The following is a 14,329-nucleotide window of genomic DNA, read 5'->3' as shown; positions in this document are numbered from 1 at the left end:
GTCACGCCTCCAGGTCAGCCAGGACGGTCGGCAGTATCCCGGCGGCCTGGGCGACCGCGGCGGGGGTGGTGTCCAGGTGCTCCAGCAGCCCGTCGACGTACGACACGTCGACCCGGACCTTCTGCACGCGCCCGTCGACGTCGCGCATGACGAACTCGCGGAAGCCGAGCCGGTTGGCCGATCCGCTGTCCGCCTGGGAGAGCGAGGCGAGTGTGGCCTCGTAACCGTCGTCGACGGGCACCCGCAGCAGGCGCAGCGCCTCGGAGGCGATCTCGCTGTCCTCGGCGATCCGGCCGACGAAGACGGTGGAGACGAGGTTCTGCACGTCGAGGCCGAGGATGTCCTTCGGGTTCTGCGAGGCGACGAGCGCGGCGAGGTTCCACTTGCGGGAGTCGCGGGCGAGCCGGACCAGGAACGACCGGCCGGAGCGCCAGCCCTCCATGAAGTGGGCCTCGTCGAGGCCGACCAGCTTCCGGGAGGACATCGACCCGCCGTAGCAGCGGCGTACGGCCAGCCGGTGCGCGGTGTGCAGCATCGGCAGCGCGAGCGCCTCCTCGGCCGACCAGTACTCCCGCTCGATCTTGAGGTCGGGGAGCCGCAGGCCGGCCATGGTGATGACGGTGAGCGCGGCGTCGGCGCCGAGCAGCCCTTCCGGCGGCCGGCCGAAGAAGAGCATGGCCAGCGGCATCTCGGCGGTGTCGAGCAGCAGGTGGGCCAGCTCGCGCCCGGCGTCGTCGTCGAGCCCTTGCAGGCAGGCCACCACGTCGTCGAGCGTGGAGGTCTCCTCGGCGGGAACCTGGCGTACGGCGTGCCGGAACAGCGTGGCGGTGGATGCCTCCCGGGCCACCTGCGGCGGCACCAGCATCATGCAGATGTCCTGCACGAGCATCCGGCGCTCGGCGCGGGCGTTCGACACGGCGATCTCGAACTCGCGGTCACCGGCCGCCCCGGCGCCGAACTCGGTGCGCAGCGGCGTCGGGATCAGCGCGTACGGCGCCAGCGTGCCCTGCTCCGAGCCGGTCAGGTTGAGCACCCGGGAGTACGGGGCGAGTTCGGGCATGGCGCAGAGCCGGGCCAGCGGGCCGGACGGGTCGAGCAGCGTCACCTGCGCGCCACGGCGCGCTGCCAGGTAGCCGAGCGCGCCGAGGAGCAGCGACTTGCCACCACCGGGTTCGGCGACGAAGACGGCGAGGCCGGAGCGTTCGCGTACCTCCATCGGGAAGTGCAGGTCGAGGAAGACCGGGCGGCGGCAGGTGCCGGCGGTACGCCCGATCAGGTCGCCGCGCCGGTCGCCGACTGTGGACGCTGCCTGCGGCAGCGCGGCGGCGAGCAGGTTGACCGGCATCCGCCGGACGTAGCCGGTGTTGGCGATCGGCTCGCCGGGGATGAACTCGCGGGCCAGCCAGTCCTGGTTCTTCGGGTGCTGGAGCGAGATCCGCAGCTCACGGGAGTAGAGCTGGATGAGCCGCCGGGCCCGCTCCAGGCACTCCTCCCGGGTACGGCCGCCGACCGCGATGCGGTGCCAGCCGTGTGCCCGGGCCGAGTCGACGGGCAGGCCGGTGGTCATCTCGTCGCCGATCACCAGCGCGCGCTTGGCCAGGCGTTCCAGCTCGGGCGGCGCGTCGATGCCGTGCTCGGCGTAGTCGAGCTGCTGGGAGCGGATCATCCGCAGCCGGTGTTCGAGGTTCCGGAACGAGTCGTTGGGGCCGAGGATGTCGACCCGGGTGGACAGCTCCATCGGCCAGGGCAGCCGCTCGTGGAAGTGCAGCCAGGGCTCGTGCCGCTCGGGGATCTCCAGCGGCTCCATCCGGCCGACCGCGAGCACCGCGACGTGGCGTTCCTCGCCGGTCATCCGGTTGACCAGCTTCACCGTCGAGCCGTACGGGGTGCGGTAGCGCTCCACCTGCTCGGTGAGGGCCAGCAGGTCGCCGCGTTCCCACCGGCCGTTGGTGATCGGGGACAGGACGCCGGGCGGCGCCATGCACAGCGCCACCGACCGGTAGAGCAGCCATTCCAGTTCGGGCGCGGTGACCCGCCGCCCGCGCATGCCGAACGCGCCGAGGACCTCGTCGAACTGCTCGACGGTACGGCTCAGCCGGCGCCGCTCGCCGTCGGCGGTGCCCCGGCCGAACGTACGCAGGAGGCGTTCGGTGAGCGAGTCGCCGAGCGACCGGCGGGCGAACGTGACGCCGAGGTAGGTCTGGCCCTCGGCGTGGTTGACCGCCATCAGGTGCCGCTGGGCGGCGACCAGGTGGTCGGCCCAGCCGGTGGTGCCTGGTACGTCGGGCAGCGGGGCGGCGGTGTGCGCGTCGATGGTGCGGGCCCACTCGTCGGCCGGGAAGGGCCGGGTGGTGCGGCGCAGGTGCAGCCGGAACCCGGCGAGTCCGGCGTACTGCTCGGAGATCGCCGAGAGCAGTGCCTCGCGTTCGGCGTCGGGCCGGAACGCCCACCGCACCTCGGGCAGCCAGTACCAGGCGGTGACGGTGTTGGGGGTGAAGGTGAGGTGGCCGGCGATCTCGGTGATGGCCAGCTCGACCGACGGGTCCCGGTCACCGAACTTGATCTTCGGGGCGCGGACCCGGACCGGCTTGGTCGGCCGGTTGCGGCGTTCCGGCGTGCGCTGCCGGGGCGGCGCGACCTCGCGGTGCGCCGGACGGCCGACCTCCCGCGACGGCGCGGCGCCGGTCGCGAGCGGTTCCGCCGGCGCGAGATCCGGTTCCCGGTACTCGGTGGGCGCGGGTCCGGGCGCGGCGATCTGCGGGGGCGGTGGGAGTGCCGGCTCCGGCTCGGTCGGGGGCCGGAGCGCGGGCAGCCGGTCACCGGCCTGCTGCGGCACCCGGCTCCGGGACGGCGGGGGCGAGGCGAGCGCGGCCGGCGGGTCGGGCAGGGCCGGCTCGGCCGGCAGCGGTGCGGCGCGTGCGGGCTCGGGACGGGGGCGTCCGACCGCGCGTACCCCAGGGGTCTGCTCGCGGGCCGGGGGTTCCGGCTCGGCCCGCGGCGCGGGCTCGACCGGCGCGGCGTGCTGGTGCGGGATCGGCAGGGGCTCACGGCCGACGCCGCGGCGGGGCGGCGCCACCACCGGCTCGACCGGCTGGGGCGGGGTGGGGGCGGGTCGCCGGACCCGGGGCTGCGCGCCGCCGAAGAGGTCGAGGAAGGGCGAGTCGATGTCGCCGTCGGGGCGTACCGGCTCGCGGGGCGTGATCGGTCGCGGCGGTTGGAAGACACCGACCCGGCTGTGTCCCGGGCTGGTGACGAGCGCGCCGTCCAGGACGACCTCGTCCAGATCCTCGTCCGGTGGGTAGTCGAACGATCGCTGACGGTTACCATTCGGCCCGGCCGGACGCCCGGCCGGGGAACCCGGCGTGGAAGAGCGACTCATGCGACCGCCTCACCCGCGTCGTTCGTCTGCACGGTTGTCGTACGCCCGGTCATGCCAGTTCCTCCCGGATCCTGATCCGGCTCGCGACGAGCCGCGGATCCCGCTGCTCGGTGGCCGGTTCCCGGGTGCGTCGCCAGTCGGTCAGCGCGGTCCGGATCACCATGCGCGCGGGCCGGTCCGGGTCGACGTACCGGAAGATGAACGAGGTCGTCACGATCGCCAGCGAGATCTCCCAGGCGGGGAAGAGCTCGACCTGGAGCGTGAACAGCCAGTGGATGAACATGTAGAGGGGTACGAGCAGCATGAACAGGCCGTACTGGGCGTACGGCAGGTGAACGGGAAGGGTGTACCCGGGCGGCCCCAGGTAGACGAGGCGTGCCCGGTAGATGTCGTCGTCGGTGCGCAGCCGCATCGTCGCCCAGCGTCCTACTCGAAGATCAGGTTGATCAGGTAGTCGCCGACGAAGAAGAGTGTGGCGGCGCCGGCGATGAAGGCCAGGCCGATGATGGCGATGGCCGAGCTGGTCAGCACCTTGGAGATCTCACCCCGGCTGGCCCGGCCGATGAAGATCACCCCGAGGACGGCGAGCAGGATCGGTGCGATCTTGCTGGCGAAGAAGGTGACGACGTTGTCGGTGTCGATGCCCTTCGGAGCCGGCTCGGCGAGTGGAGTCGACGCCAGGGTGTGGAGCGCGTGGTCGACGGCGCTCGACGCCGCTGCCATGAGCTCGATGGCGATCACTGGAAACCTCCCCAAGGTCGCGGCCGGCGGTGCCGCGTTGGTGCAAGTAGGCAAGCCTGGCGGGATGGTGCTCGGCGGACACGGAAGTGGTCAACGCTGTGTCCGTGACCCACCACTCTGGGTGGTGAGTTTTGGGCGGATTCTTCCCGCTTCGGCCCTCCCTCCAGGCTTCGCCATCTCGATGCTGGGCAATTCCAAAGCGTACGGCCCGGCCACCTTTGCGACAAGCCGCGAAGAGTCGACCGTGAATCGCCCGGAAGACCGATCGTACACCTGTTCCAATCCGCATGTCAGGGCTGCTGCGTCGGCGGCTCGCCCGGTCGCCGGAAGCCCCGCCCGCGAGCGGTACTGTCGGCTCCGTGACCGATCTGGTACGGGCGGAGACCCCGGTGGTGATGGGCGTCCTCAACGTCACGCCCGACTCCTTCTCCGACGGCGGCAGATACGCCGATCTGGACGCGGCAGTCGCACACGGGGTGCGACTTCGCGCCGACGGCGCCGACCTGATCGACGTGGGCGGCGAGTCCACCCGGCCCGGCGCCGAGCGGGTCGACGCGGAGACGGAGACCGCCCGGGTGCTGCCGGTGGTCCGTGAGCTGAGCGCCGCCGGCATCGTCGTCAGCATCGACACCAGCCGGGCCCGGGTCGCCGAGGCGGTCCTCGCCGCCGGCGCGTACCTGGTGAACGACGTCTCCGGCGGCCTCGCCGACCCGGACATGGCCCGGGTGGTCCGCGACGCCGGCTGTCCGTGGGTGCTCATGCACTGGCGGGGACACTCGCGGGAGATGCGCGAGCTGGCCACGTACACCGACGTGGTGACCGAGGTCCGGGACGAGCTGAGCCGGCGGGTCGACGCCGCGCTCGCCGCCGGGGTGGCCGCCGACCGGATCGTCGTCGACCCGGGTCTGGGCTTCGCGAAGACCGCCGCGCACAACTGGGCGCTCAGCGCCCGCCTGCCCGAGCTGGTCGACCTGGGCTTTCCGGTGCTCTTCGGGGCCAGCCGCAAGTCCTACCTGGGCCGGTTGCTCGCCGACGCGGCGGGCGAGCCGCGGCCCACCGCCGGGCGGGAGGCCGCGACCGTCGCGACGAGCGTGCTCGCCGTCGCGGCCGGCGCCTGGGGGGTACGCGTGCACGACGTCCGCGGCACCGCCGACGCGCTCGCCGTCTGGCAGGCCACCGGCAGCCCGCGGCTCGTCACCGCGACCGGCAGGCGGCCCGCGACCGCGGCGCCGACCGAAGCGGTCACCCGCAGCCGTCCGGCGGAAGCGGCCACCGGCGCGAGTGGAGGCGACAGGTGACCGACCGGATCGAGCTGACCGGCCTGCGCGCGCACGGCCGGCACGGCGTCTACGACTTCGAGCGCGCCCAGGGGCAGGAGTTCGTGGTCGACGCGGTGCTCGAACTGGACCTGGGCCCGGCCGCCCGCTCCGACGAGGTGACCGACACCGTGCACTACGGGGAACTCGCCGAACGGCTGGTCGCGGTGATCACCGGCGAACCGGTGAACCTCATCGAGACACTCGCCGACCGGCTGCTCGCGGTCTGCCTGGCCGAGCCGCTGGTCGCCGCGGCGACGGTGACCGTGCACAAGCCGGAGGCACCGATCCCGCACGCGTTCCGGGACGTCGCCGTCACGATGAGGCGTACCCGGTGACCCGGGCCGTGCTGTCGATCGGCAGCAACCTGGGCGACCGCCTCGGCCACCTGCGCGGCGCGGTGGCCGCGCTCGGCGACCGGGTCCTGCTGGTCTCCGGTGTCTACGAGACTCCACCGTGGGGGGACGCGGACCAGCCCGCGTACCTGAACGCGGTGGTGATGGTCGCGGACCCGGCGGCGACGCCGGAGGACTGGCTGGCCCGCGCCCGGGCCGCGGAGGCGGCGGCCGGGCGGGCCCGCGACCCGGAGCGGCGGTACGGGCCGCGCACGCTCGACGTGGACGTGATCGCGGTCTGGGACGACGCCGGCCAGCCGGTGCTCCGCGACGATCCCGAGCTGACGGTGCCGCATCCCCGGGCCCACCTGCGCGCGTTCGTGCTGCGCCCGTGGATCGACGTCGAGCCGCACGGCCGGCTGCCCGGGCACGGCTGGCTGACCGATCTGCTCAACGCCGAGCCGCTGGCCGGTGACGCCCTGGAACTGAGCCCACGACCCGATCTGACGCTAGAGTCGGACACATGACCCGCAGGAGCGTGGCCCGGCAGTGGCGAGCTGAGGAGGCGCGGTGAGCACCGACCGCTCCCCGCAGGGGCCCGACCGCTTCCGGATGGGGCCGACCCGGGCCTCCACGCTCGTGGTGGCCGGCCTGGCCGCCGCCGCGGTGGCCTGGCTGCTGATCAGCGGCTTCTACTACGACTTCGCGCCCGACCTGCCCTGGCTGCCGGTGATCACGCTGGCCGGCCTGGCCGTGCTGGAGGGCTACGCGGCGGTGAACACCCGCAGCCGGATCGAGCGGCGGCCCGGCCGCGAGCCGGTGAACCCACTGCTGGTCGCCCGGTTCGTGGTGCTGGCGAAGGCGTCCGCGCTGGCCGGTGCCATCTTCGCCGGCTTCTACGCCGGCCTGACCGGCTGGCTCTTCGTGGAACGGACCAATGCCGCCCAGGGCGACCGGCCCGCCGCGCTCGGCGGTCTGATCGCGTCGCTCGCGCTCGTCGCCGCCGCGCTCTGGCTGGAACGCTCCTGCCGGGTGCCGGAGCAGGAGGACGACGAGGACCGCGAGCCGGGCGACCGCGAGACGCCGCGCGGGCGTCTCTGATCCGGGGTTCCCCACACCCCGGCCCGGCGGTACCGTCCCTGGCGACCGGAGAGCGACGGCCGCCACGGTCCGCCCGCCCGTGGGCCGGACGCGGCCACCTGGGAGGCGCGGGTCTATGGCGTACGACGACGCGGGTCGGACAGCGCCGCCGGAGACATCGTCCGGCGTGCCCGCCGCCGTACTGGAGCACGTCTTCGACGACCCGGCGCACGGCGAGCCCGGCCGGGACCGCATCGCGGTGCACGTGCTCTGGGAGTTCGTGCTGCTCGCCGCGCTGGTCGCGGTGACCTGGCTGCTCTGGCGGGAGGACGCGGACGCGCTGCGCGGCGGCTCCCTGAAGACGCTGCTCGTCGACGTGGCCGCGCTCGGCCTGCTCACCCTGGCCGCCGGCCTGAGCCTGCGGGCCGGCGCGGTGAACCTGGCGGTCGGCCCGGTCGCGCTGGCCGCCGCGCTGCACTTCGCCGAGCAGGGCGACCGCGGCATGCGGGAGGCGCTGCTGCCGGCGCTCGCGGTGGCGGCGGCGGCCGGGCTGGCGCTCGCGCTGGCCGTGGTGGTGCTGCACGTGCCCGGCTGGGCGGCGAGCCTGGCCGGGGCGGCCGGCGTGATCGTCTATCTGGAGCGCCGGAGCGTGCCGGTCGCGGTGCAGAGTGACTACGACCCGCGCCGCAACGCGCTGTACCTCTTCGTGGGCTTCGCCGCGGTGGCCGTCCTCGGTGGCCTGTTCGCCGCGATGATGCCGGTGCGCCGGCTGATCGGCCGGTTCCGGCCGGTCGCCGACCCGGCCCGGCGGCGCGGCGCGGTGGCCGCCACGGTGACCGCGCTGGCGCTGATCGCGTCCACCGTGCTGGCGGCGCTCGGCGGCGTGCTGATCGCCGCGAACGGGGACGGCGCCGTCGCGCCCGGCACCGGCCTGGACTGGACCGTGCTGGCGGTCGGAACGGTGATGCTCGGCGGCACCAGCGCGTACGGCCGTCGCGGCGGCATCTTCGGCACCCTGCTCGCGGTATGCCTGGTGGTGGTGTTCCTGGCCTGGACCGTGCCGCAGGGCTGGTCGGTCGGCCGGTGGGCGCTGGGCGGCGCCACGCTCGGCGCGGGGCTGCTCGTCACCCGGCTGGTGGAGACGTTCGGCCGGCCCCGCCCGGCGCCGCCGGCGACTGTGGGACCGGTTCCGGTCCGCCCGCTGCGGGACGGCGCGACGAGCGGCGGTTGGGGGATGACCCCGGCGCCCGAGCCGGCCGACACCTGGCCGTCGGTGCTGCCGGTACGCCAGAACGACACCCCGGTGGAGGCGTGGGAGGCCCCGCGCTGGGAGAGCGAGCCCCGGCGCTGGGACGCCGACGAACGCTGACCCGACCGTGGCCGTGCGTCCGGCGCGCCGGAGCTGATCTCGCCGGTTAGGCTCGGCGGCATGAGCGAGACTCCTGCCCCCGGCGGCCGCACCTTCGACGAGCTCGACAAGCTCTCCACCGAGGAGTTGCGCGAGCAGGCGTTCAACCTGGCCCGCGAGCGTCGCGACGTGGGCTTCTTCTGGTCGGTCCTGCGGCACCTGCCCAACGCCGACGAGGCCGCCGCGCTGGACGGCGCGCCGAACTCGATCGGCCCGACCATCGACGAGGCGAACGCGCTCTGGCGCGAGCTGACCGGGCACGGCTACGAGGAGTCCGCGCCGTTGCTGCGCGCCGCCTTCATCGACTACCTGATGAAGCACTGACGTCGATGACGACCCGCCGGCCGGCGACGGCCGGCCGGTTGCGCAGGTTTGCCCGGCGCGACCGGCCGGGAACTGACCGCCGCATGGCTCTGAGCAACCGCCCCCGCGCCGACTCCCGGTACGGCACGGCCGCCGGCACCGGCACCCTCGCCGCGTTCCTGCTGGTCGCCGTCGGCGGCAGTCCGATGTACGTGGACTGGGCGCAGCGCGCCACCGACCCGACCGGGGCGGGCGGCTGGTTCCTGCGGCTGCTGGCCTGGCCGTCCTGGCGGTGGCACGCCGACGAGGGCGTGTTCGCCACCAACCTGCGGGCGATCCTGCTGATCGTGCTGGCCGCTGCGCTGCTCTACCTGCTGCCCGGCCCGCAGGTCGACCGGGTGGCGTCCTCGGGCAGCCAGTTCCTCTCCGGCTGGGGCGCGTACGTGCTCGCCGCCGGGCTCAGCGCCCTGCTCGCCACGCTCCTCGGCCCGCACGGCTCGCTGTTCGCCGCGTTCCAGTCCGCCAGCACCGGCGTCACGTACGGCTTCTTCGCCGGCTGGATCGTCGGGCTGGCCAGCCTGGGCGGCCGGGCCTGAGCTCAGTCCACAGCGCCCAGCGCCAGCACCCGGGTACGGGCGAGCAGGCCCACCGCCCGGCCCTCCTCGGTCACCACGGCGTGCTCCGCGCCGGAGGTGAGCAGCGCGCCGAGCGCGTCGTACGCCGAGTCGCCGAGCGCCACATTGGGCAGGCCGGCGCCCCCGTCGGCCGGGAGCGGGTCGAGGACGGCGCGGGTCACCGGGGTCACCGCGAGGCGCCGGATGCCCCGGTCGGCGCCGACGAACTCGCGGACGAAGTCCGAAGCGGGTGACCCGAGCAGCGCGGCGGGCGTGTCGTACTGCTCCAGCCGGCCGCCCTCGGAGAGCACCGCGATCCGGTCGCCGAGCCGGACCGCCTCGTCGAGATCGTGCGTGACCAGCACGATCGTCTTGCGTACCTCGGCCTGCAGGCGCAGGAACTCCTCCTGCAGGCGGGTCCGGACGATCGGGTCCACCGCGGAGAACGGCTCGTCCATCAGCAGCACCACCGGGTCGGCGGCGAGCGCCCGGGCCACCCCGACCCGCTGCCGCTGCCCGCCGGACAGCTCGTGCGGGTACCGCCGGCCGAACTGGGCCGGGTCGAGGCCGACCAGCTCCAGCAACTCGCCGACGCGGGCGCGGGTGCGCTGCTTCGGCCAGCCCAGCAGTCCCGGCACTGTCGCCACGTTCGCCGCGACGGTCTGGTGCGGGAAGAGGCCGACGTTCTGGATGACGTACCCGATGCGGCGGCGCAGCGCCACCGGGTCGACCCGGGTGACGTCGTCGTCGCCGAGCAGGATCCGCCCGCCGGTCGGCTCGATCAGCCGGTTGATCATCCGTAGCACCGTCGACTTGCCGCAGCCGGACGGGCCGATCAGGACCACCAGCTCACCGGCGCCGACCTGCAGGCTCAGCTCGCGTACCGCCTCGGTGCCGTCCGGGTAGCGCTTGCGGATGCGTTCCAGCGTGATCGACGCCGCGCCGTGTCCGGCAGCGTCCCCCGGGGTACCGTCCACCTGTGTCCCTCCACCTGAGCTACCGGGCCGACCCGGGTAATCCGTGGTTCTCCTGGCAGTACGTGCGGGACAACTCTGACACGATCCTGGCCGCGCTGCGTGAGCACACCTGGCTGACCGCCCGGGCCGTGGTGATCGCCGCGCTGGTGGCGCTGCCGCTCGCGGTGCTCGCGTACTGGTTCCGGTCGTTGTCGGCCTCCATCCTTGCGCTGACCGGGGTGCTCTACACCGTCCCGTCGCTGGCGCTGTTCGCCTTCCTCGCGCCCTACCTGGGCATCGGCGCGATCACCGTGCTCACCGTGGTGGCGCTGTACGCGCTGCTGGTCATCGTGCGCAACGCGCTGGCCGGGCTGAACCAGGTGCCGCCGGAGGTGCGGGAGGCCGCCGAGGGCATGGGGTACGGCCGGTGGGGGCGGCTGTTCCGGATCGAGCTGCCGCTGGCGCTGCCCGGCATCCTCACCGGCGTACGACTGGCGACGGTGTCGACTGTCGCGCTGGTCACGGTGGGTGTGGTGGTCGGCCGGGGCGGGCTCGGCCAGCTCATCTTCGCCGGCTTCCAGAACAACTTCTACAAGGCACAGATCATGACCGGCACGGTGCTGTGCGTGCTGCTGGCGCTGGTGCTGGACCTGGTGCTGGCCGGCGTGGGCCGCCTGCTCACCCCGTGGCTGCGCGGGAGGTCCGCCCGGTGAACCCCGTCGAGCAGGCGGTCGTCTGGCTGAACGACCCGCTGAACTGGACCAATCCCGGCGGCGTGCTGGACCGCCTCGGCGAGCACCTGAGCATGTCCGCCCTGGCGGTGCTGCTCGGATGCCTGGTGGCCTGGCCGATCGGCCTCTGGCTCGGGCACAGCGGCCGGGGCGGCGGGCTGGTGCTGCTGGTCTCCAACGTCACGCTGGCGATCCCGACCCTGGCCCTGCTGACCATCCTCCCGCTGACCTTCCTCGGCTTCGGCCGGCCGGCGGTGGTGGTGGCGCTCGCGGTCTTCGCGGTGCCGCCGCTGCTGGCGAACGCGTACACCGGGGTGCGGCAGGCCGACCCGGAGGCGCGGGACGCGGCACATGGGATGGGGCTGTCCGGCGGGCAGGTGCTGCGCCGGGTGGAGCTGCCGCTTGCCGTGCCCTACCTGGCGGCCGGTTTCCGTACCGCGGCCGTGCAGGTGGTGGCCACTGCCGCGCTGGCCTCGTTCGTCAACGGCGGCGGGCTGGGCCAGATCATCCGCGCCGGCTTCGGGCTCGACATCGCCGCCGGCGGCGGCCAGATCATCGCCGGCGGGGTGCTGGTCGCCGGGCTGGCGCTGCTCGTCGAGGGGCTGCTCGCGATCGTGGAGCGGCTCGTCACGCCGCGTCCGATCCGCTCGGTCCGCCGCCGGGCGAACCGCCGCGCGACGGCTGCGACGGCCGGAAGTTGAGCCGCCGGTGACGATCGGGTGACGAAAACCGCTCCGAGTTTGTCGGTCGGGTCCGGAGGATATTGGCTGGAGTCGCGGGTGGCCGTCCGGTTCGCCCGTCGGACACGCGGCCGGCCCGACGGGTCGCGCCGGGACACGGAAGGCGGGCACTCATGCGTGCGCGTACACGACTGGTCGCGGGGGCGTTCGGCGCACTCACCGCGGCCGCTCTCCTCACCGGCTGCGGCGACGCCGGCTCGTCCGGCACCGACGCGCCCGAGCAGGGCGCCTCGGGGGCCGGCTGTGCCCCGGTGGCGGGCGACCAGCTCGTCGTCCTGACCGACGACAAGAAGCTCCAGAACACCGACAACGTCATTCCCGCGATCAACGCGAAGGCGGCCACGCCGCAGCTCGTCGCCGCGCTGGACAAGGTCTCCGCGAAGCTCGACACCCCGAAGCTGATCCAGCTCAACCGGGCGGTCGACGTCGACCGCAAGACGCCGCAGGCGGCGGCGAAGGAGTTCGCGTCCGCCAACGGCGTGACCGACGGGATCGAGAAGGGCCCGGGCGGCCAGATCACCGTCGGCGCCGGCAACTTCAGCGAGAGCCAGACCATCGCCGAGCTCTACAAGATCGCGCTGGAGGCGGCCGGCTACCAGGTCAAGGTGCAGACGATCGGCAACCGGGAGCTGTACGGCCCGGCCCTGGAGAAGGGGCAGATCCAGGTCGTCCCGGAGTACGCCGCCACCATGGCGGAGTTCCTCAACACCAAGGCCAACGGCAAGGACGCCCAGCCCGTCTCCTCACCGGAGCTGGACAAGACGGTCGCCGCGCTGAAGACCGAGGGCGACAAGGCCGGCCTGGTGTTCGGCCAGCCGTCCCAGGCGCAGGACCAGAACGCGTTCGCGGTGACCAAGGCGTTCGCCGACAAGTACGGCGTGTCCACGCTCTCCGAGCTGGCCGCGAAGTGCTCCGGGCAGGCCACCGTGCTCGCCGGTCCGCCGGAGTGCCCGCAGCGGCCGAAGTGCCAGGCCGGTCTGGTCGAGGTCTACGACTTCAAGGCGGGCTCGTTCAGTTCGCTGGACGCGGGCGGCCCGCAGACCAAGAACGCGCTGAAGACCGGCGCCGCGAGCGTCGGCCTGGTCTTCTCCTCCGACGCCGCGCTGGCCACGAGCTGACGCGCCGCGGCCGGCCGGCGCCACGCGCGCCGGCCGGCCGCGCACCCCGGGCGGTTGCCTGCTCAGCAGGCCCGCACATCGAGTCACGCCGACCCGTTCCCCTCAGGTGGAACTCTCGGTACTGTGCTCAGCCATGCCCGCCTCGGTCGCTCCTGCCGACAAGCGCAACCCCACCCCGCTGACAGTCCTGTTCTGGGCCGGTGTGGGGCTGGCGCCGCTGGCCGCGCTCATCCTGCTGATCGCCGACGGCAACGGCTCGCTCCGGTTCGGCGCGGTCCTGGCGATCCTCGCCGTCGTGCTGATCGGCCTGTCCATCGCGCTGCGGCCGGAGGGCGGTTCGGGCGGCGCGGCGTCCGAGGAGTTGCGCGAGGAGCTGGAGCAGCTCCGGCGGGAGCTGCGGGCCGAGATAGTGGCCGCCGCTCAACGCGGCAACCAGGCGCTGGACCAGGCACGCCGGGCGGAGGAGGCGGCCGGGGCGGTGCGGCATCGGCTCGATGCGGCCGCCGCGGGACTGGCCTCCGCGCCCGCCCAGGATCGCCCGAGCGGCGCGGCCCGGGTGCCGGCCGCCGGGGCGTACGAGGCGGATCGGGGTCACCCGGCCGGTCGCGACGAGGACGAACCGGCTCGTCCGGCGTACTCCGGTGGCCGCTACGGCGGCGAGCCCGACGGCGAACCGCCGCGGGCGGGCCGCCACGACGCCGAGCCGGCGCGGGCGGCGGTGCGCCCGCCGGACCGGCCCGGGAGCGGCGTGTACGGGTCGGCGCGCGTGTCCGAACCGGCCGCCCGGCCGGAGTCCCGCCCGGTGGGCGTGGTCCACCACACCGAGACCGTGCACGTCACCACCCGGCACACCATCGTCGGCGGTGGCGCCGAGCCGACCGGCTCCCGGTACGGCGGATTCCCCGGCGGTTGGTCGGACGAGGACCGCTCCCGGGGCGGCGACCCGGCCGATCACCGGGGCGCGGGGCAGCGTGAGCGGGGCCGCGAGGACCGGGCCGACGCGGGATGGACCGGCACGGACGACAGCGGCTGGGGTGCTCCGGCGGGTGGCGAGCGCTCCGGGTACGGCCGCCGGGTCGGGAGTGCGCGGGACGACGGCTTCGGGCCGGGTGACGGGCACTCGCCTGCCGACGCCGGACGCGTGGGCGCCGAGCATCCGTGGGCGGGCGTCGGCGGGGAGCAGGGCTGGTCCGTGGGTGGCCGTTGGTCGGACGACCAGGGCCGGGCTGCGGCCCAGGAGCAGCGACAGTGGTCGGGCGACGACCGGGCCGGCTGGGCGCCGGGCGGCGCGGCCGACGTTCCGGCCTGGTCACCGGCCGCGCGGCACAGCGAACCCGCCGCGCGGCACAGCGAACCGGCCGTCCGGCACAGCGAACCGGGCGCGTCCGGGGCCCTGGACGCGCGGGAAGGCCGGGACCGGGCGGACGGCGATCACTGGTCCGAGCTGCGTGCGGGTAACCGCTGGGCGGCGGTCCGCGACGACGACGCGGGCCGGGAGATCCGCCTCGGGGAGCGACGGGCCGCGATGCACGCCGACAGCGCCGGCACGGAGTACCGGATCGAGGACCGATGGGCGTCGGTGCGCGGCGGCAGGGCGGACGCGGGTGG

At 74.4% G+C, this 14,329-nt stretch carries 15 protein-coding genes; 11 read left to right on the top strand and 4 right to left on the bottom strand.

Features of this window, described 5'->3' with window-relative positions:
* Nucleotide 1 precedes the first annotated feature (1 nt).
* The 3 genes from BAW75_RS15450 to BAW75_RS15440 are packed head-to-tail and all read right to left on the bottom strand — an operon-like array spanning nt 2 to nt 4,120.
* Entirely contained in the window at nt 2-3,379 is a 3,378-nt protein-coding gene (locus BAW75_RS15450; protein WP_104114000.1) for an ATP-binding protein, read from the bottom strand.
* Between the two features lie 49 nt (nt 3,380-3,428).
* Nucleotides 3,429-3,791, bottom strand: a complete 363-nt coding sequence (locus BAW75_RS15445) for a hypothetical protein (protein ID WP_013288977.1) — start codon at nt 3,789-3,791, stop codon at nt 3,429-3,431.
* Between the two features lie 14 nt (nt 3,792-3,805).
* Nucleotides 3,806-4,120: a hypothetical protein gene (locus BAW75_RS15440; protein WP_043327895.1), complete on the bottom strand. Its 315-nt coding sequence runs from the start codon at nt 4,118-4,120 to the stop codon at nt 3,806-3,808.
* A gap of 359 nt (nt 4,121-4,479) precedes the next feature.
* Between BAW75_RS15440 and folP the strand changes: the two genes are divergently transcribed.
* The 7 genes from folP to BAW75_RS15405 all read left to right on the top strand — a co-directional run bounded on the left by folP (nt 4,480) and on the right by BAW75_RS15405 (nt 9,158).
* Nucleotides 4,480-5,418: a dihydropteroate synthase gene (gene folP, locus BAW75_RS15435; protein WP_244206129.1), complete on the top strand. Its 939-nt coding sequence runs from the start codon at nt 4,480-4,482 to the stop codon at nt 5,416-5,418.
* Nucleotides 5,415-5,774, top strand: coding sequence for a dihydroneopterin aldolase (folB, locus tag BAW75_RS15430; RefSeq protein ID WP_043327897.1), 360 nt, complete (start codon nt 5,415-5,417; stop codon nt 5,772-5,774). The genes folP and folB overlap by 4 nt, the downstream gene beginning before the upstream one ends.
* Nucleotides 5,771-6,298, top strand: a complete 528-nt coding sequence (gene folK / locus BAW75_RS15425; RefSeq protein ID WP_043327898.1) for a 2-amino-4-hydroxy-6-hydroxymethyldihydropteridine diphosphokinase — start codon at nt 5,771-5,773, stop codon at nt 6,296-6,298. Before folB ends, folK begins: the two co-directional genes overlap by 4 nt.
* 85 nt (nt 6,299-6,383) lie before the next feature.
* The gene (locus tag BAW75_RS15420; protein WP_104114026.1) at nt 6,384-6,872 is read left to right on the top strand and encodes a DUF3180 domain-containing protein; all 489 of its coding nucleotides are present in this window, start codon (nt 6,384-6,386) and stop codon (nt 6,870-6,872) included.
* A gap of 115 nt (nt 6,873-6,987) precedes the next feature.
* A complete protein-coding gene (locus tag BAW75_RS15415) occupies nt 6,988-8,220 on the top strand; it encodes an ABC transporter permease (protein WP_104113998.1) in 1,233 nt (410 codons plus the stop codon).
* Between the two features lie 60 nt (nt 8,221-8,280).
* Nucleotides 8,281-8,583: a hypothetical protein gene (locus BAW75_RS15410; protein WP_030502043.1), complete on the top strand. Its 303-nt coding sequence runs from the start codon at nt 8,281-8,283 to the stop codon at nt 8,581-8,583.
* Between the two features lie 83 nt (nt 8,584-8,666).
* Nucleotides 8,667-9,158 (top strand): hypothetical protein, encoded by a 492-nt coding sequence (locus BAW75_RS15405; RefSeq protein WP_104113997.1) that lies wholly within the window; start codon nt 8,667-8,669, stop codon nt 9,156-9,158.
* 2 nt (nt 9,159-9,160) lie between these two features.
* Here BAW75_RS15405 and BAW75_RS15400 read toward each other — a convergent pair whose 3' ends face one another.
* Complete coding sequence (locus BAW75_RS15400) at nt 9,161-10,153, bottom strand: ABC transporter ATP-binding protein (protein ID WP_069088243.1); 993 nt, start codon at nt 10,151-10,153, stop codon at nt 9,161-9,163.
* Nucleotides 10,154-10,155: 2 nt separating this feature from the next.
* Here BAW75_RS15400 and BAW75_RS15395 point away from each other — a divergent pair, with 2 nt between their 5' ends.
* The 4 genes from BAW75_RS15395 to BAW75_RS15380 all read left to right on the top strand — a co-directional run.
* Nucleotides 10,156-10,845: an ABC transporter permease gene (locus tag BAW75_RS15395; protein WP_043327903.1), complete on the top strand. Its 690-nt coding sequence runs from the start codon at nt 10,156-10,158 to the stop codon at nt 10,843-10,845.
* Complete coding sequence (locus tag BAW75_RS15390; protein WP_104114025.1) at nt 10,842-11,564, top strand: ABC transporter permease; 723 nt, start codon at nt 10,842-10,844, stop codon at nt 11,562-11,564. The genes BAW75_RS15395 and BAW75_RS15390 overlap by 4 nt, the downstream gene beginning before the upstream one ends.
* 152 nt (nt 11,565-11,716) lie before the next feature.
* Entirely contained in the window at nt 11,717-12,721 is a 1,005-nt protein-coding gene (locus tag BAW75_RS15385) for a glycine betaine ABC transporter substrate-binding protein (RefSeq protein WP_043327905.1), read from the top strand.
* Between the two features lie 133 nt (nt 12,722-12,854).
* The coding region (locus BAW75_RS15380; RefSeq protein WP_104113996.1) for a hypothetical protein at nt 12,855-14,329 on the top strand (1,475 nt) is incomplete at its 3' end.

It is taken from the genome of Micromonospora chalcea, assembly GCF_002926165.1.
Taxonomy (GTDB): Bacteria; Actinomycetota; Actinomycetes; order Mycobacteriales; family Micromonosporaceae; genus Micromonospora; species Micromonospora chalcea.
Note: the sequence above shows the minus strand (reverse complement) of the source record. Positions and strands in the feature narration are given on the sequence as shown.

What these genes read in the sequence shown, in the direction of transcription:
- BAW75_RS15450 (WP_104114000.1), bottom strand. Translation starts at nt 3,379, where the DNA reads ATGAGTCGCTCTTCCACGCCGGGTTCCCCGGCCGGGCGTCCGGCCGGG.
- BAW75_RS15445 (WP_013288977.1), bottom strand. Translation starts at nt 3,791, where the DNA reads ATGCGGCTGCGCACCGACGACGACATCTACCGGGCACGCCTCGTCTAC.
- BAW75_RS15420 (WP_104114026.1), top strand. Translation starts at nt 6,384, where the DNA reads ATGGGGCCGACCCGGGCCTCCACGCTCGTGGTGGCCGGCCTGGCCGCC.
- BAW75_RS15415 (WP_104113998.1), top strand. Translation starts at nt 6,988, where the DNA reads ATGGCGTACGACGACGCGGGTCGGACAGCGCCGCCGGAGACATCGTCC.
- BAW75_RS15410 (WP_030502043.1), top strand. Translation starts at nt 8,281, where the DNA reads ATGAGCGAGACTCCTGCCCCCGGCGGCCGCACCTTCGACGAGCTCGAC.
- BAW75_RS15405 (WP_104113997.1), top strand. Translation starts at nt 8,667, where the DNA reads ATGGCTCTGAGCAACCGCCCCCGCGCCGACTCCCGGTACGGCACGGCC.
- BAW75_RS15385 (WP_043327905.1), top strand. Translation starts at nt 11,717, where the DNA reads ATGCGTGCGCGTACACGACTGGTCGCGGGGGCGTTCGGCGCACTCACC.